The organism is Stenotrophomonas sp. MYb238, from assembly GCF_009496535.1.
Classification (GTDB): Bacteria; Pseudomonadota; Gammaproteobacteria; order Xanthomonadales; family Xanthomonadaceae; genus Stenotrophomonas.
The window spans coordinates 98451-114671 of record NZ_WIDL01000013.1 but is presented as its reverse complement, the minus strand read 5'-3'; the positions used below and the strand labels follow the sequence as shown (position 1 = coordinate 114671).

At 66.7% G+C, this 16221-nt stretch carries 16 protein-coding genes and 1 tRNA gene; all 17 read left to right on the top strand.

Annotation, left to right across the window (positions count from 1 at the left end):
- Positions 1-150 precede the first annotated feature (150 nt).
- Positions 151-1086 carry a 2-oxoglutarate and iron-dependent oxygenase domain-containing protein gene (locus tag CQ393_RS10595; RefSeq protein WP_343199933.1) on the top strand — a complete coding sequence of 312 codons (936 nt, stop codon included), beginning with the start codon at positions 151-153 and terminating at the stop codon, positions 1084-1086.
- Positions 1087-1272: 186 nt separating this feature from the next.
- Positions 1273-2028 carry a triose-phosphate isomerase gene (gene tpiA / locus CQ393_RS10590; RefSeq protein WP_153191508.1) on the top strand — a complete coding sequence of 252 codons (756 nt, stop codon included), beginning with the start codon at positions 1273-1275 and terminating at the stop codon, positions 2026-2028.
- 28 nt (positions 2029-2056) lie between these two features.
- Positions 2057-2473, top strand: coding sequence for a preprotein translocase subunit SecG (gene secG / locus CQ393_RS10585; protein WP_153191507.1), 417 nt, complete (start codon positions 2057-2059; stop codon positions 2471-2473).
- A gap of 52 nt (positions 2474-2525) precedes the next feature.
- Positions 2526-2610 (top strand) — tRNA-Leu (locus tag CQ393_RS10580).
- Positions 2611-2722: 112 nt separating this feature from the next.
- Positions 2723-3079 carry an NADH-quinone oxidoreductase subunit A gene (locus CQ393_RS10575; RefSeq protein WP_054664847.1) on the top strand — a complete coding sequence of 119 codons (357 nt, stop codon included), beginning with the start codon at positions 2723-2725 and terminating at the stop codon, positions 3077-3079.
- Positions 3070-3624 (top strand): NADH-quinone oxidoreductase subunit B, encoded by a 555-nt coding sequence (locus tag CQ393_RS10570; protein ID WP_054664850.1) that lies wholly within the window; start codon positions 3070-3072, stop codon positions 3622-3624. The genes CQ393_RS10575 and CQ393_RS10570 overlap by 10 nt, the downstream gene beginning before the upstream one ends.
- Positions 3625-3658: 34 nt before the next feature.
- A complete protein-coding gene (locus tag CQ393_RS10565; RefSeq protein ID WP_153191505.1) occupies positions 3659-4411 on the top strand; it encodes an NADH-quinone oxidoreductase subunit C in 753 nt (250 codons plus the stop codon).
- Positions 4408-5715 (top strand): NADH-quinone oxidoreductase subunit D, encoded by a 1308-nt coding sequence (locus CQ393_RS10560; RefSeq protein WP_343199932.1) that lies wholly within the window; start codon positions 4408-4410, stop codon positions 5713-5715. Before CQ393_RS10565 ends, CQ393_RS10560 begins: the two co-directional genes overlap by 4 nt.
- 91 nt (positions 5716-5806) lie before the next feature.
- Positions 5807-6334: an NADH-quinone oxidoreductase subunit NuoE gene (gene nuoE / locus CQ393_RS10555; RefSeq protein WP_153191504.1), complete on the top strand. Its 528-nt coding sequence runs from the start codon at positions 5807-5809 to the stop codon at positions 6332-6334.
- A 3-nt stretch (positions 6335-6337) separates the two neighbouring features.
- Complete coding sequence (nuoF, locus tag CQ393_RS10550; RefSeq protein ID WP_153191503.1) at positions 6338-7675, top strand: NADH-quinone oxidoreductase subunit NuoF; 1338 nt, start codon at positions 6338-6340, stop codon at positions 7673-7675.
- On the top strand, positions 7672-9918 hold the full coding sequence (gene nuoG, locus CQ393_RS10545) for an NADH-quinone oxidoreductase subunit NuoG (RefSeq protein ID WP_153191502.1): 2247 nt from the start codon (positions 7672-7674) through the stop codon (positions 9916-9918). Before nuoF ends, nuoG begins: the two co-directional genes overlap by 4 nt.
- On the top strand, positions 9915-11009 hold the full coding sequence (nuoH, locus tag CQ393_RS10540) for an NADH-quinone oxidoreductase subunit NuoH (protein ID WP_153191501.1): 1095 nt from the start codon (positions 9915-9917) through the stop codon (positions 11007-11009). The genes nuoG and nuoH overlap by 4 nt, the downstream gene beginning before the upstream one ends.
- 3 nt (positions 11010-11012) lie before the next feature.
- Positions 11013-11501, top strand: a complete 489-nt coding sequence (gene nuoI / locus CQ393_RS10535) for an NADH-quinone oxidoreductase subunit NuoI (protein WP_153191500.1) — start codon at positions 11013-11015, stop codon at positions 11499-11501.
- 10 nt (positions 11502-11511) lie between these two features.
- Positions 11512-12171 (top strand): NADH-quinone oxidoreductase subunit J, encoded by a 660-nt coding sequence (locus tag CQ393_RS10530; RefSeq protein WP_153191499.1) that lies wholly within the window; start codon positions 11512-11514, stop codon positions 12169-12171.
- Positions 12168-12473 carry an NADH-quinone oxidoreductase subunit NuoK gene (gene nuoK, locus CQ393_RS10525; protein WP_057640727.1) on the top strand — a complete coding sequence of 102 codons (306 nt, stop codon included), beginning with the start codon at positions 12168-12170 and terminating at the stop codon, positions 12471-12473. The genes CQ393_RS10530 and nuoK overlap by 4 nt, the downstream gene beginning before the upstream one ends.
- 7 nt (positions 12474-12480) lie before the next feature.
- On the top strand, positions 12481-14655 hold the full coding sequence (nuoL, locus tag CQ393_RS10520) for an NADH-quinone oxidoreductase subunit L (protein WP_153191498.1): 2175 nt from the start codon (positions 12481-12483) through the stop codon (positions 14653-14655).
- Positions 14656-14675: 20 nt separating this feature from the next.
- A complete protein-coding gene (locus CQ393_RS10515) occupies positions 14676-16187 on the top strand; it encodes an NADH-quinone oxidoreductase subunit M (protein ID WP_343199931.1) in 1512 nt (503 codons plus the stop codon).
- The last annotated feature ends 34 nt before the right edge of the window (positions 16188-16221 follow it).

Below are 16221 nucleotides of genomic sequence, written 5' to 3'. Positions count from 1 at the left end.
GGGTTGCCGGTCCTGCGCCAGTCCCGGGGCTGCTGGATTGTATCGTTTTGTATCAATGTGTCGAACGCCGCGAATGGGGCGATCTGTCACAATGTTCAGCCGGGCGACAGACCTGCCGGCCCGCTACCTCATGACAAGCCAGGAACCGCTGTGAGCAAGATCCCAACCCTCGACATCACCCGCTTCGACAGCGATCGCGAGGCCTTCGTGGCCGAACTGGGCGCGGCCTATCGCCAGTGGGGGTTCGCGGGCATCCGCAACCATGGCATCCCGCAGGCCGACATCGACGCGGCCTACGACGCCTTCAAGGCCTTCTTCGCCCTGCCCGAAGAGGTCAAGCGCAAGTACCACGTGGCCGGCGGCGGCGGCGCCCGCGGCTATACCCCGTTCGGCGTGGAGACCGCCAAGGGCTCCAGGCACTTCGACCTGAAGGAGTTCTGGCACATCGGCCGGGAGATCCCGGACGACTCCAAGTACCGCGAGGTGATGCCGCCGAACCTGTGGCCGAGCGAAGTGCCCGGTTTCCGCGAGCGCGGCTACGGCCTGTACCAGGCGCTGGACAACCTGGGCTCGCGCGTGCTGTCGGCGCTGGCGCTGCACATCGGCCTGCCGCAGGCGTTCTTCGCCGACAAGACCAACAACGGCAACTCGATCCTGCGCCCGATCCACTACCCGCCGATCACCACCGACGACATCCCCAACGTGCGCGCCGGCGCCCATGGCGACATCAATTTCATCACCCTGCTGGTCGGCGCCAGCGCCGCCGGGCTGGAGGTGCAGTCGCGCGAGGGCGAGTGGGTGCCGTTCACCTCGGACGCGGACACCATCGTGGTCAACATCGGCGACATGCTGCAGCGCCTGACCAACCACGTATACCCCTCGACCATCCACCGCGTGGTCAATCCCCCGGGCGAGCTGGCCCGCCAGCCGCGCTACTCGGTGCCGTTCTTCCTGCATCCCAACCCGGACTTCCTGATCGACGTGCTACCGTCGTGCATCACGCCGGACAACCCGAGCCGGTACCCGGAGGCGATCACCGCCCATGGCTTCCTCGAGGAACGCCTGCGCGAGATCAAGCTGAAGTAAGCCACGAAGGCCGCCGCGAGGCGGCCTTCGCCGTCAGGGTGGGCGCGGCTGCGGGAATGCCGCGGTGGCCGGTGCCCGTCCAATACGATGGAAGCGTCCATGCTGTCCCGTGTTGTCTGCCGGTTGTCCTGCCGCTGTCCGTAGTGGGCTATCCTTCGCCCACTTTTCACTGGGAGTCGCTCCTGAATGCGCCGCAAGATCGTCGCCGGTAACTGGAAGCTGCATGGCAGCCGTCGATTCGCCACCGAGCTGGTGGAGCAGGTGGCGGCCGGCCTGCCGCTGGAGGGGGTGGACCTGGTGATCCTGCCGCCGCTGCCCTACCTGGGGGATCTGGTCGAGGACTTCGAGGGCGTGGCGCTGGCGTTCGGTTCGCAGGACGTCAGTTCAAACGAGAAGGGCGCCTATACCGGCGAGGTATCGGCCGCGATGCTGGTGGACGTGGGCGCCACCCATGGGCTGGTCGGCCATTCCGAGCGCCGCCAGTACCACCACGAGAGCAGCGAGCTGGTCGCGCGCAAGTTCGTGGCGGCCGCCCATGCCGGGCTCATTCCGGTCCTGTGCGTAGGCGAGACGCTGGAACAGCGCGAGGCCGGCCAGACCGAGCAGGTCATCGCCGCGCAGCTGGCGCCGGTGCTGGACCTGGCCGGGGCCGAGGCCTTCGCCCGGGCGGTGGTCGCCTACGAGCCTGTCTGGGCCATCGGCACCGGCCGTACCGCCAGCCCGGAGCAGGCGCAGGCGGTGCATGCGTTCATCCGTGGCGTAGTCGCCGGGCGCGATGCTAGAATCGCCGATTCGTTGCCGATCCTGTATGGCGGCAGCGTCAAGCCCGACAATGCTGCAGAGCTGTTCGCACAGCCTGACGTCGATGGCGGGCTGGTAGGCGGCGCTTCGCTGGTGGCGGCAGATTTCCTGGCCATCGCGAGGGCGGCAGCCGGTCGCTAACGGTGGAATTGTCCGGGACGTATTTCAAATGCTGATGTTGATCCTCAATGTGGTCTATGTGCTGGTGGCGATCGCGATGATCGCGCTGATCCTGATGCAGCGCGGCTCCGGCGCGGCGGCGGGCTCGGGCTTCGGCGCCGGTGCGTCGGGCACGGTGTTCGGCGCGCGCGGCGCATCCAACTTCCTGTCCAAGTCCACCAAGTGGCTGGCCGTGGTGTTCTTCGGCATCAGCCTGTTCATGGCCTGGTACGCCAGCCACGGTTCGCGTCCGGCCGACGCGGGGCTGGGCGTGATGTCCCGCGTGGAAGCGCCGGCCGCCCCGGCAGGCGAACTGCAGTCCGTTCCGCAGGCCGCGGCCACGGGCGAAGTGCCGCAGGCGGCGCCCGCCGCGGACAATCCGGCGCAGAGCGAAGAAAAGCCCGCCGAGGGCTCGCATAAAGACTGAAGACGGTTACAATACGCGCCGCACTGCGAAGCCGGTGCGCCGACGTAAGTAAGCCCAGGTGGCGGAATTGGTAGACGCACTACCTTGAGGTGGTAGCGACGCAAGTCGTAGGGGTTCGAGTCCCCTCTTGGGCACCATGAGTTTGTTATGCGGGTATGCGGGATGCGGCAGCTCCCGCCGTGGCAAGTCCCGTCAATCCCCATGCGCGGGCGCCTGCTGGTGCCCGGGCAGAGGCAAGAGAGAATCGCTGTGCTGGCCGAATATTTGCCGTCCCTGCTGTTTCTGATCGTCGCCACCGGCATCGGCGTCGCACTGATGCTGATCGGTCGTTTCCTTGGCCCCCGCAGCCCCGACGAGCAGAAACTGTCGCCGTACGAGTGCGGCTTCGAGGCGTTCGAGAACGCGCGCATGAAGTTCGACGTGCGCTATTACCTCATCGCCATCCAGTTCATCGTCTTCGACCTGGAAATCATCTTCATCGTGCCCTGGACCCAGGTGTTCATGGAGCTGGGCGCGCGCTCGCTCGTCACCATGGGCCTGTTCGTGGGCATGCTGTTTCTCGGCTTTATCTACGTGTGGAAGAAGGGAGCGCTGGAATGGGAGTGATTCAGACTCTCGATGGCCTGATGAACAACCCCATCCCGGAAGGGCGGGTTGACGACATCCTCCGGCCCGAAGGCGACAACCCGCTGCTCGAGAAGGGCTATGTCACCACCAGCGTCGACGCCCTGCTGAACTGGGCGCGCACCGGCTCGATGTGGCCGATGACCTTCGGCCTGGCCTGCTGCGCGGTGGAGATGATGCACGCCGGCGCCTCGCGCCTGGACCTGGACCGCTACGGCGTGGTGTTCCGCCCGTCGCCGCGCCAGTCCGACGTGATGATCGTCGCCGGCACCCTGGTCAACAAGATGGCCCCGGCGCTGCGCAAGGTCTACGACCAGATGCCCGACCCGAAGTGGGTCATCTCGATGGGCAGCTGCGCCAACGGCGGCGGCTATTACCACTATTCGTATGCGGTCGTGCGCGGCTGCGATCGCGTGGTGCCGGTGGACGTGTACGTCCCGGGCTGCCCGCCGACCGCCGAGGCGCTGGTGTACGGCATCCTGCAGCTGCAGAAGAAGATCTGGCGCACCCAGACCATCGCACGCTGACCTCCCTTTCCAGTTCAAGAGCACGCCAGCCCCCATGGCCCAGCAAGCACCTTCACTCATCGACCGGCTTCGCGCGCGTTTCGCCGGCGCGCAGGTCTCCGTGGTCGAACCGCGCGGCGAAGTGACGCTGGAGGTTCCGTCGGCCGACTGGCATGCCGTCGCCGTCGCGCTGCGCGACGAGTTCGGTTTCGAGCACGCCACCGACCTGTGCGGCGTGGATTACCTGGGCTTCGGCAGCGACGAGTGGGATACGGCCGACGTCTCCTCGCAGGGCTTCAGCCGCGGCGTGGAAGGCAAGGGCGCCGGCCGCTTCGCCTGGGGCGAGTTCCCCAGCCACGAAACCGGCGAGGGCGCGCAGCCGGACGCGCTGCCCAAGCAGCGCTTCGCCGTCGTCGTGCAGCTGCGTTCCTACCAGCACAACCAGCTGCTGCGCCTGCGCTGCTTCGCCCCGAGCGAAGCGCTGCCGGTGGTGGCGTCGCTGACCGGCGTGTGGCCGGGCCTGAACTGGTTCGAGCGCGAGGCGTTCGACCTTTACGGCGTGATCTTCGAAGGCCACCCGGACCTGCGCCGCATCCTGACCGACTACGGTTTCGTCGGCCATCCGTTCCGCAAGGACTTCCCGCTGATCGGCAACGTGGAAGTGCGGTACGACGAGGAAAAGAAGCGCGTTGTCTACGAGCCGGTGACTTCGGTCGAGCCGCGCGTGGGCGTGCCGCGCGTGATCCGCGACGACGCCCGCTTCGAGACCGCCGAAGGCGAGCGCGCGCAGAGGGAGGCAAGCAAGTGAGCGAGTTCCACCAGGCCTCCGAGGCCTTCGCCAGCAATCCCGCCGAAGGCCGGCAGGAGATCCGCAACTACACCATGAACTTCGGCCCGCAGCACCCGGCCGCGCATGGCGTGCTGCGCCTGATCCTGGAGATGGACGGCGAGACCATCATGCGCGCCGACCCGCACGTGGGCCTGCTGCATCGCGCCACCGAGAAGCTGGCCGAGTCCAAGCCGTTCAACCAGTCGATCGGCTACATGGATCGCCTGGACTACTGCTCGATGATGTGCAACGAGCACGCCTACGTCCGCGCCATCGAGACCCTGGTGGGCATCGAGGCGCCGGAGCGCGCGCAGTACATCCGCACCATGTTCGACGAGATCACCCGCATCCTGAACCACCTGATGTGGCTGGGCTCGAACGGGCTCGACCTCGGCGCGATGGCGGTGATGCTGTACGCGTTCCGCGAGCGCGAGGAACTGATGGACTGCTACGAGGCGGTGTCCGGCGCGCGCATGCACGCGGCGTACTACCGTCCGGGCGGCGTGTACCGCGACCTGCCGGACGCGATGCCCAAGTACAAGGAGTCGCGCTGGCACAAGGGCAACGCGCTCAAGCGCCTGAACGCCGCCCGCGAAGGCTCGCTGCTGGACTTCCTGGAGAACTTCACCAACGAGTTCCCGGCGCGCGTCGACGAATACGAGACCCTGCTGACCGACAACCGCATCTGGAAGCAGCGCACCGTCGGCATCGGCGTGGTCACCCCGGAGCACGCCCTGGCCTGGGGCATGACCGGCGTCATGCTGCGCGGCTCGGGCATCGCCTGGGACCTGCGCAAGAAGCAGCCGTACGCCAAGTACGACGCGGTCGATTTCGACATCCCGCTGGGCACCAACGGCGACTGCTACGACCGCTACCTGGTCCGCGTCGCCGAGATGCGCCAGTCCAACCGCATCGTCCAGCAGTGCGTGCGCTGGCTCAAGGCCAACCCCGGCCCGGTCATGGTGCGCAACTTCAAGGTCGCTCCTCCTTCGCGTGCGGAGATGAAGGACGACATGGAAGCGCTGATCCACCACTTCAAGCTGTTCAGCGAAGGCTACTGCGTGCCGGCCGGCGAGACCTACGCCGCGGTCGAGGCGCCGAAGGGCGAGTTCGGCTGCTACCTGGTGTCCGACGGCGCCAACAAGCCGTTCCGCGTGCACCTGCGCGCGCCGGGTTTCGCCCACCTGTCCTCGATCGACTCGATCGTGCGCGGCCACATGCTGGCCGACGTGGTGGCGATGATCGGCACCTACGATCTCGTGTTCGGCGAGGTCGACCGGTAATGCCGGGCAAACGCACAACGCCCGGTGCCAGCGCGGCCACGCTGCTGCAGGCACCGGTTTCCCAGGATCTGCTATTGGTTGAGGTCGGCCGATGAAGGCGACAGGTAATTTCGAGGCGGCGCGCGACGTCGACCCGATGGTGGTGCTGAGCGACAAGACGCGCGCTCACATCGATCACTGGCTGACGAAGTTCCCGCCGGAGCGCAAGCGCTCGGCGGTGCTGCAGGGCCTGCACGCCGCCCAGGAGCAGAACCAGGGCTGGCTGAGCGACGAACTGATCGCCGCGGTGGCCAAGTACCTTGACCTGCCGTTCGTGTGGGCCTACGAGGTCGCCAGCTTCTACTCGATGTTCGAGACCGAGAAGGTCGGCCGCAACAACGTCGCCATCTGCACCAACATCAGCTGCTGGCTCAACGGCGCCGACGACATCGTGCGCCACTGCGAGAAGAAGCTGGGCATCAGGCACGGCGAATCGACCCCGGACGGCCGCGTCTACCTCAAGCGCGAGGAAGAGTGCCTGGCCGGCTGCGCGGGCGCGCCGATGATGGTCATCAACGGTCACTACCACGAGCGCCTGACGCTGGACCAGGTCGACGCGCTGCTGGACGGGCTGGAGTAAGGCATGGCACACCACGAATCCAGGGGGCCGGTCGGTCCGGCGCCGCTTCCGCACAACGTGGTCTACACCACGCTGCACTACGACACCCCGTGGTCGTACGAGAACTACCTCAAGACCGGCGGCTACGCCGCGCTGCGCAAGATCCTCGAGGAGAAGATCGCGCCGGCCGACGTGATCGAGATGGTCAAGCAGTCCGGCCTGCGCGGCCGCGGCGGCGCGGGCTTCCCGACCGGCCTGAAGTGGTCCTTCATGCCCAAGGACGCGCCGCAGAAGTACATCCTGTGCAACTCGGACGAATCCGAGCCGGGCACCTGCAAGGACCGCGACATCCTGCGCTACAACCCGCACTCGGTGGTGGAGGGCATGGCGATCGCCTGCTACGCCACCGGTTCGACCGTGGGCTACAACTACCTGCGCGGCGAGTTCCACCACGAGCCGTTCGAGCACTTCGAGCAGGCCCTGGCCGATGCCTACAAGCACGGTTGGCTGGGCAAGAACGTGCTGGGCAGCGGCGTGGACATCGACATCTACGGCGCGCTGGGCGCCGGCGCCTACATCTGCGGCGAAGAGACCGCGCTGATGGAGTCGCTGGAAGGCAAGAAGGGCCAGCCGCGCTACAAGCCGCCGTTCCCGGCCAATTTCGGCCTGTACGGCAAGCCGTCGACGATCAACAACACCGAGACCTACGGCTCGGTGCCGGCGATCATCCGCAACGGCCCGGAGTGGTTCAAGGGCCTGAGCAAGACCGCCAACGGCGGCCCGAAGTGCTTCTCCGTTTCCGGTTGCGTGGCCAAGGGCGGCAATTTCGAAGTGCCGCTGGGCACCACCTTCGACGAGCTGCTGGAAATGGCCGGCGGCCTGCGTCCGGGCCGCACGCTGAAGGCGGCGATCCCGGGCGGCGTGTCGATGCCGGTGCTGACCGCCGAGCAGCTCAAGGGGCTGCCGATGGACTACGACACCATCCGCGCGCTGGGCTCGGGCCTGGGTTCGGGCGCCATCGTGGTGCTGGACGACAGCGTGTGCTGCGTCAAGTTCGCCTGCCGCATCAGCCAGTTCTTCCACAAGGAATCCTGCGGCCAGTGCACCCCGTGCCGCGAGGGCACCGGCTGGATGCACCGCGTGCTGGAGCGCATCGTCGCCGGCAAGGCCACGATGGAGGACCTGCACCAGCTGCGCACCGTCGCCGGGCAGATCGAAGGCCACACCATCTGCGCCTTCGGCGAAGCGGCGGCCTGGCCGATCCAGGGGTTCCTGCGCCAGTTCTGGGACGAATTCGAGTACTACATCGTCAACGGTCATTCGATGGTTGACGGCAAGAAGGTGGAGGCTGCTGCCGCATGAGCGCGCAACCCGTGAACCCGAGCGAGGCGCCGGTGGCGCCGGAAGGACACGTCACCATCGAGATCGATGGACAGACGATGTTCGCGCCCAAGGGGTCGATGATCATCCAGGCCGCCGACAAGGCCGGCATCCCGATTCCGCGCTTCTGCTACCACGAGAAGCTGCCGATCGCGGCCAACTGCCGCATGTGCCTGGTCGACGTGGAGAAGTCGCCCAAGCCGTCGCCGGCCTGCGCCACGCCGGTCATGGACGGCATGAAGATCCAGACCCGCAACGAGAAGGCGCTCAAGTACCAGCGCTCGGTCATGGAATTCCTGCTGATCAACCACCCGCTGGACTGCCCGATCTGCGACCAGGGCGGCGAGTGCGAGCTGCAGGACGTGTCGCTGGGCTACGGCCGTTCGGTCAGCCGCTTCAACGAGCGCAAGCGCGTGGTGGCCGACGAGGACATGGGCCCGCTGGTCGCCACCGAGATGACCCGCTGCATCCAGTGCACCCGCTGCGTGCGCTTCACCGCGGAGATCGCCGGCACCTATGAGCTGGGCGGCATGTACCGCGGCGAGAACCTGCAGATCGGCACCTACGACGGCAAGCCGCTGACCACCGAGCTTTCGGGCAACGTGATCGACGTATGCCCGGTCGGCGCGCTGACCAACAAGGTGTTCCAGTTCCGCGCCCGCCCGTGGGAACTGACCGCGCGCGAGTCGCTGGGCTACCACGACGCCATGGGCTCGAACCTGTTCCTGCACGTGCGCCGCGGCGAAGTGCTGCGCGCGGTGCCGCGCGACAACGAGCTGGTCAACGAGTGCTGGCTGTCCGACCGCGACCGTTATTCGCACCAGGGCCTGTACGCCGCCGACCGCGCGGTCAAGCCGCTGCAGAAGGTCAACGGCGAATGGCAGGAAGTGAGCTGGGCCGAAGGCCTGGCCGCCGCCCGCGAGATCCTCGACGGCAACCGCGGCGACGACCTCGGCGTGCTGGTGCATCCGTCCACCTCGAACGAGGAGGGCGCGCTGCTGGCCCGCCTGGCCGCCGGCCTGGGCTCGAACAACATCGACCACCGCATCGACAACCGCGACTTCTCCGACGCCGCGACCGCCGAGGTGTTCGGCGCCTCGCTGGCCGAGATCGAGAACGCCGACCGCATCGTGCTGCTGGGCAGCAACGTCCGCCACGAGCTGCCGCTGCTGCATGCCCGCCTGCGCAAGGCGCAGACCAAGAACGGTGCGCGGATCTTCGCGGTCAACCCGGTCGATTTCGATTTCGCCTTCGCGCTGGCCGGCAAGCAGATCGTCGCGCCGTCCAGGCTCGCCGACGCCATGGGCGACGCCGCGCTGCGCGAGGCGGTGAAGAGCGGCGGCAACACCGTCGTCATCGTCGGCGCGATCGCCGAGAACCACCCGCAGGCCGCCGCGATCCGCGCCGCCGCGCGCGACTTCGCCGCCGCCACCGGCGCAAGGCTGTGCCGCATCCCGCAGGGCGCCAACGCCATCGGCCTGTCCCGCGCCGGCGTGCTGCCGGCCGGCAAGGACGCCGGCGCGATGCTGGCCCAGCCGCGCAAGGCCTACGTGCTGTACGGCATCGAACCGGGCCTGGACTTCGCCGACGGCGCCGCCGCGCGCAAGGCGCTGGCCGGTGCCAAGGTGGTGGCGTTCAGCCAGTTCGCCTGCGTCTCGACCCGCGATGTCGCCGACGTGATCCTGCCGATCGGCGCGCTGCCGGAAATCGACGCGACCCTGACCAACCTCGACGGCCGCGAGCAGCAGGCCCGTGCCGGCGGCAAGCTGCCGGGCGAGGCCCGCGAGGGCTGGCGCGTGCTGCGCGCCCTCGGCGGCGACCTGCAGCTGGCCGGCTTCGGTTTCACCGACCTGGCAGGCCTGCGTGCCGGCCTGCAGCCGGTGCAGGTGGACGTGGCTGCCTCCGCGCAGCCGCAGGCGGCGGGCGAGGGCCTGGAAGTGGCTTCGACCCCGGCGATCTACCGCACCGATGCGGTGGTGCGCCGTGCCGAAGCACTGCAGGCACATCCGCTGAACAACGCGCCGCGCATCGTGCTCAACGCCGAGGACGCCGCGCGCCTGCAGCTGGCCGAAGGGCAGATGGCCAAGGTCGGCACCGACGCCGGCAAGGCGACCCTGCCGGTCGTGGTCGACGCGCGCGTCGCCGCCGGTGCGGTCTGGATTGAATCGGGCCACGGCGCCACCGCGCCGCTGGGCGCCGCTCGGGTAACGGTGGTGGCTGCATGAACGAGTTGCTGTTGAACGCGGTCGATCCGCTGCACCAGTGGTTCCTGGCGCTGGGCGACATCGGCATCGTGCTGTGGACGGTGCTGAAGATCCTGGTCATCGCCATGCCGATCATCGTGTCGGTGGCGTTCTACGTGCTGTGGGAGCGCAAGCTGATCGGCTGGATGCACGTGCGCCACGGGCCGATGTACGTCGGCCTCGGCGGCCTGCTGCAGGCCTTCGCCGACGTGACCAAGCTGCTGTTCAAGGAAATCGTGCAGCCGGCCAACGCGCACAGGGCGATCTACGTGCTGGCGCCGCTGATCGTGCTGGCGCCGTCGTTCGCGGCCTGGTCGGTGGTGCCGTTCGACTACAAGTTGGTGCTGTCCAACGCCAACGTCGGCCTGCTGTACCTGCTGGCGATGACCTCGCTGGGCATCTACGGCGTGATCCTGGCCGGCTGGGCGTCGAACTCCAAGTACGCCTTCCTCGGCGCGATGCGCTCGGCCGCGCAGATGGTCAGCTACGAGATCGCGATGGGCTTCGCCCTGGTCGGCGTGATGATCGCCGCCGGCAGCCTGAACCTGAGCCAGATCGTGCTGGCGCAGCAGGGCAGCTCGGGTTTCTTCGACTGGTTCCTGCTGCCGCTGCTGCCGCTGTTCGTCGTGTACTGGGTGTCCGGCGTGGCCGAAACCAACCGCGCGCCGTTCGACGTGGTGGAAGGCGAATCGGAAATCGTCGCCGGCCACATGGTCGAATACTCCGGCGGTGCGTTCGCGCTGTTCTTCCTGGCCGAGTACGCCAACATGATCCTGATCAGCTTCCTGATCTCGATCTTCTTCATGGGCGGCTGGCTGAGCCCGATCCAGGGCTGGGTCACGGCGGACGTATCGCCATGGGTCGACTGGATCTGGAACGGCGGCTGGCCGTGGCTGCTGGCCAAGGTGTTCTTCTTCGCCAGTTCGTACATCTGGTTCCGCGCCACGTTCCCGCGCTTCCGCTACGACCAGATCATGCGCCTGGGCTGGAAGGTGTTCATCCCGCTGACCATCGGCTGGATCGCAGTGGTGGCGTTGATGGTGTTCTACGGCGTGATCCAGAGAGGCGTTTGATTCATGAACAAGATCACCCACTATTTCAAGAGCCTGCTGCTGCTGGAGTTGATCTCCGGCATGTGGCTGACGCTGAAGTACGCGTTCAAGCCGAAGTACACCGTGCTGTACCCGATGGAGAAGTTCCCGCAGTCGCCGCGCTTCCGCGGCCTGCATGCGCTGCGCCGCTATCCGAACGGCGAGGAGCGCTGCATCGCCTGCAAGCTGTGCGAGGCGGTGTGCCCGGCGCTGGCCATCACCATCGACTCGGCCAAGCGCGAGGACGGCACCCGCCGCACCACGCGCTACGAGATCGACCTGTTCAAGTGCATCTTCTGCGGTTTCTGCGAGGAGAGCTGCCCGGTGGACTCGATCGTGGAAACCCACGTCCTGGAGTACCACTTCGAGAACCGTGGCGAGAACATCGTCACCAAGCCGCAGCTGCTGGCCATCGGTGATCGGCTGGAAGCCGAGATCGCCGAGCGCCGCGCCGCCGACGCCGCCTTCCGCTGAGGACCGAAAGATGGATTGGGTAAATATCGCTTTCTGGTTCTTCTCGATCGTCGCCGGCGTGTCGGCGCTGTCGGTGATCAGCGTGCGCAACCCGGTGTATGCCGTGCTGTGCCTGATCCTGACCTTCTTCTCCATCGCCTGCGTCTGGCTGCTGGTGGGCGCCGAGTTCCTCGGCGTGACCCTGGTGCTGGTGTACGTGGGCGCGGTGATGGTGCTGTTCCTGTTCGTGGTGATGATGCTGGACGTGGAAACGGACAGCCTGCGCGAAGGCTGGGTGCGCTACCTGCCGGTCGGGCTGGTGGTCGCGGTGGTGATGCTGGTGCAGATGCTGACCCTGATCGGGATCAAGGCGCGCCTTGCCACGCCGTTCCCGGCCGACAACGCCGCCGCGGTGGCCGCCGACAGCTCCAACATCACTTGGCTGGCGCGCAGCCTGTTCACCGAATACCTGCTGCCGTTCGAGTTCGCCGCGGTGATCCTGACCGTGGCGGTGATCGCCGCGGTGATGCTGACCCTGCGCCGGCGCACCGGCGTGAAGACGCAGAACCCGTCCGAGCAGTCGCGGGTCCGCGCCAGCGACCGCCTGCGCATCGTCAAGATGGCGGTGGAAAAGCCGGTCGTGCTGACCGACACCAAGCACAACGAAGGCGGCGAGGAGGCCAAGCCATGATTTCCCTGGGCCACATGCTCGCGCTGGGGGCGGTGATGTTCTGCATCTCCGTGGCCGGCATCTTCCTCAACCGCAAGAACATCATCGTGCTGCTGATGTCGATCGAGCTGATGCTGCTGTCGGTGAACATCAACTTCGTCGCCTTCTCGCGCGAACTCGGCGACACCGCCGGCCAGCTGTTCGTGTTCTTCATCCTGACCGTGGCCGCGGCGGAAGCCGCCATCGGCCTCGCGATCCTGGTGACCCTGTTCCGTACCCGCCACACCATCAATGTGGGCGAAGTCGATTCGTTGAAGGGCTGACCCACAGATGGAAATCACTCTCTCCAAGAGTCTGTTGATCGCAGTGGTGCTCGCGCCGCTGTTCGGCAGCATCATCGCCGGCCTGTTCGGTCGCCAGGTGGGGCGCAAGGGCGCCCAGTACGCCACCATCCTCGGCGTGGCGGTCAGCTGCGCGCTGTCGATGCACACCCTGTACCAGCTGCTGTGGGGCGGGGCGCAGCCGTTCAACCAGAACATCTACACCTTCTTCGAGGTCGGCCAGTATTCGGCGCACATCGGCTTCATGGTCGACCGCCTGACCGCGATGATGATGGTGGTGGTGACCTTCGTGTCGCTGCTGGTGCACATCTACTCGATCGGCTACATGGCCGACGACGACGGCTACCAGCGCTTCTTCAGCTACATCTCGCTGTTCACCTTCTCCATGCTCACCTTGGTGATGAGCAACAACTTCCTGCAGCTGTTCTTCGGCTGGGAAGCGGTGGGCCTGGTGTCGTACCTGCTGATCGGCTTCTACTTCAAGAAGCCGAGCGCGATCTTCGCCAACATGAAGGCCTTCCTGGTCAACCGCGTGGGCGACTTCGGCTTCCTGCTGGGCATCGCCGGCGTGCTGTGGGTGTTCGGCACCCTGGACTACGCGACCGTGTTCGCCAACGCGCCGCTGCTGGACGATCCCAACGCGCTGATCCAGGTGTGGTCGGGCTCGATCAACCTGTTCGGCCACCCGGTGCAGGTGCTGGGCGAGCCGGTGATCTGGTCGATCGCCACCCTGATCTGCATCTGCCTGTTCATCGGCGCGATGGGCAAGTCGGCGCAGGTGCCGCTGCACGTGTGGCTGCCGGACTCGATGGAAGGCCCGACCCCGATCTCGGCGCTGATCCACGCCGCGACGATGGTGACCGCCGGCATCTTCATGGTCACCCGCATGTCGCCGCTGTTCGAGCTGTCGCAGACCGCGCTGAACTTCATCCTGTTCATCGGCGCGACCACGGCCTTCTTCACCGGCCTGATCGGCATTGTGCAGAGCGACATCAAGCGCGTGGTCGCCTACTCGACGCTGTCGCAGCTGGGCTACATGACCGTGGCGCTGGGCGTGTCGGCCTACTCGGGCGCGGTGTTCCACCTGATGACCCACGCCTTCTTCAAGGCGCTGCTGTTCCTGGGCGCCGGCTCGGTCATCATCGGCATGCACCACGAGCAGAACATGATGAAGATGGGCGGCCTGCGCAAATACATGCCGATCACCCACATCACCATGTGGATCGGCACGCTGGCGCTGGTCGGCACGCCGTTCTTCTCCGGCTTCTACTCGAAGGACACCATCATCGAGGCCGCCGAACTGCATGCCCACGCCTCCGACAGCTGGGTGGCGACCTACGGCTACTGGGCGGTGCTGGGCGGCGTGATCGTCACCAGCTTCTACAGCTTCCGCCTGCTGTTCCTGACCTTCTTCGGCAAGGAACGCTTCCGCGACGCGCACGACGACCACGGCCACGACGCGCACCACCATGACGACCACCATGGCCATGGCGCGCACGAGCCGCACGAGTCGCCGTGGGTGGTGACCCTGCCGCTGATCCTGCTGGCGATCCCGTCGATCCTCATCGGCTTCTTCACCGCCGGCCCGATGCTGTTCGGCACCGACTGGGCCGGCCATGCCGGCGGCAACGGCATCCCGGGGCAGGTGATGTCCTTCTTCACCGGCATCGTCGACTTCCGCCATCCGCTGGGGACCGACCCGCAGATGCTCAACAGCGTTCCGCCGGCCGACGTCATCGGCCTGATCGGCGCCGAGCACTGGCATGGCGCGGTGCAGTTCGCCCTTCACGGGCTGACCGCCCCGGCGTTCTGGCTGACCGTCGCCGGCTTCGTCCTGGCCTGGGTGTTCTACATCTGGAAGCCGGAGCTGGCCGGCAAGTCCCGCAAGGCCCTGGCGCCGGTGGTTTCGGTGCTGGAGAACAAGTACGGCTTCGACAAGCTGTGGATCGACGGTTTCGCTGGCGGCAGCGTCAAGCTCGGCAAGGCCGCCCGCGCCGTGGACAGCAACGTGGTGGATGGGGTGGTGAACGGAGCGGCCCGCGTGGTCGAGCTGGCCGCCAACCTGCTGCGCCGCACCCAATCCGGTTTCCTCTACCACTACGCCTTCGTGATGATCATCGGCCTGATCGCCCTGCTGGGCCTGCTGATGCATTTCTGGCGTTGACCTGTACGGAATAAGAAGACGTGTCGAACTGGCCCCTACTCAGTATCCTCATCTGGCTGCCGATCCTCGGCGGTGCGTTGATTCTTGCCGTGCGCAACGCCCAGGCCGCCCGATGGGCGTCCCTGGCGGTGGCACTGCTCACCTTCCTGCTGAGCCTCGGTCTGCTCAGCGGCTACGACCGCACCGCCGCCGAGGTGATGCAGTTCGTCGAGCAGCACCCGTGGATCCCGGCCTACGGCATCGGCTACAACCTGGCCGTCGACGGCATCGCCATCGCGCTGGTGCTGCTGACCACGCTGGTGGGCGTGCTGGCGCTGATCGGCGCCTGGGGCGTGATCGACAAGCGCGTTAACCAGTACGTGGCCGCCTTCCTGATCCTGGAAGGCGTGACGGTGGGCATCTTCGCCGCCACCGACGCGATGCTGTTCTACGTGTTCTTCGAGGCCATGCTGATCCCGATGTTCCTGATCATCGGCGTCTGGGGCGGCCCGCGCCGCATCTACGCGGCGATCAAGTTCTTCCTCTACACCTTCCTCGGCTCGGTGCTGATGCTGGTGGCGCTGATCTACCTGTACATCAAGGGCGGCAGCTTCCAGCTGGCCGACCTGTACCAGCTGCAGCTGTCGGCGCGGGAGCAGACCTGGATATTCTTCGCCTTCCTGATCGCCTTCGCGGTCAAGGTGCCGATGTTCCCGGTGCACACCTGGCTGCCGGACGCGCACGTGGAAGCGCCGACCGCCGGTTCGGTGATCCTGGCCGCGATCGCGCTGAAGATCGGCGGCTACGGCTTCCTGCGCTTCAACCTGCCGATCGTGCCGGACGCCAGCAGCGAATGGGCCTGGCTGGTGATCGCGCTGTCGCTGGTGGCGGTGATCTACGTCGGCCTGGTGGCGCTGGTGCAGGACGACATGAAGAAGCTGGTGGCCTATTCCTCGGTCGCGCACATGGGCTTCGTCACCCTGGGCACCTTCACCGCACTGTGGCTGGTGCGCGAGGCCGGCAATGCCGATGCCGCGCGCCTGGGCCTGCAGGGCGCGATGGTGCAGATGATCTCGCACGGCTTCGTGTCCGGCGCGATGTTCTCCTGCATCGGCGTGCTCTACGACCGCCTGCACACCCGCCGCATCGCCGACTACGGCGGCGTGGTCAACGTGATGCCGTGGTTCGCCGCCTTCGCGCTGCTGTTCTTCATGGCCAATTCCGGCCTGCCGGGCACCAGCGGTTTCGTCGGCGAGTTCATGGTGGTGCTGGCCAGCTTCCAGTGGGAGCCGCTGGTGGCGCTGGGTGCGGCCACCACGCTGATCATCGGCGCGGCCTATTCGCTGTGGCTGTACAAGCGCGTGTTCTTCGGCGAGGTGGGCAACGCCCACGTGGCCGAGATGAAGGACATCAACGGGCGCGAATGGCTGGTGCTGGGCGTGTTCGCCGTCGGTACGCTGGCGCTGGGCGTGTATCCGCGGCCGCTGACCGAACTGATGGAGCCCTCCATCGCCAAGCTGGCGATGCAGATCGCATCGAGCAAGCTGCTGTAAGCGGCCCCGTCGAGAGTATTGATTCCAGGATTTG

Excerpts from the sequence above, each read along its gene's own strand:
- nuoE (WP_153191504.1), top strand. The coding sequence starts at position 5,807 with ATGAAGGCGACAGGTAATTTCGAGGCGGCGCGCGACGTCGACCCGATG.
- secG (WP_153191507.1), top strand. The coding sequence starts at position 2,057 with ATGCTGATGTTGATCCTCAATGTGGTCTATGTGCTGGTGGCGATCGCG.
- nuoK (WP_057640727.1), top strand. The coding sequence starts at position 12,168 with ATGATTTCCCTGGGCCACATGCTCGCGCTGGGGGCGGTGATGTTCTGC.
- nuoI (WP_153191500.1), top strand. The coding sequence starts at position 11,013 with ATGAACAAGATCACCCACTATTTCAAGAGCCTGCTGCTGCTGGAGTTG.
- CQ393_RS10570 (WP_054664850.1), top strand. The coding sequence starts at position 3,070 with ATGGGAGTGATTCAGACTCTCGATGGCCTGATGAACAACCCCATCCCG.
- nuoH (WP_153191501.1), top strand. The coding sequence starts at position 9,915 with ATGAACGAGTTGCTGTTGAACGCGGTCGATCCGCTGCACCAGTGGTTC.
- CQ393_RS10565 (WP_153191505.1), top strand. The coding sequence starts at position 3,659 with ATGGCCCAGCAAGCACCTTCACTCATCGACCGGCTTCGCGCGCGTTTC.
- nuoL (WP_153191498.1), top strand. The coding sequence starts at position 12,481 with ATGGAAATCACTCTCTCCAAGAGTCTGTTGATCGCAGTGGTGCTCGCG.
- nuoG (WP_153191502.1), top strand. The coding sequence starts at position 7,672 with ATGAGCGCGCAACCCGTGAACCCGAGCGAGGCGCCGGTGGCGCCGGAA.
- nuoF (WP_153191503.1), top strand. The coding sequence starts at position 6,338 with ATGGCACACCACGAATCCAGGGGGCCGGTCGGTCCGGCGCCGCTTCCG.
- CQ393_RS10530 (WP_153191499.1), top strand. The coding sequence starts at position 11,512 with ATGGATTGGGTAAATATCGCTTTCTGGTTCTTCTCGATCGTCGCCGGC.
- tpiA (WP_153191508.1), top strand. The coding sequence starts at position 1,273 with ATGCGCCGCAAGATCGTCGCCGGTAACTGGAAGCTGCATGGCAGCCGT.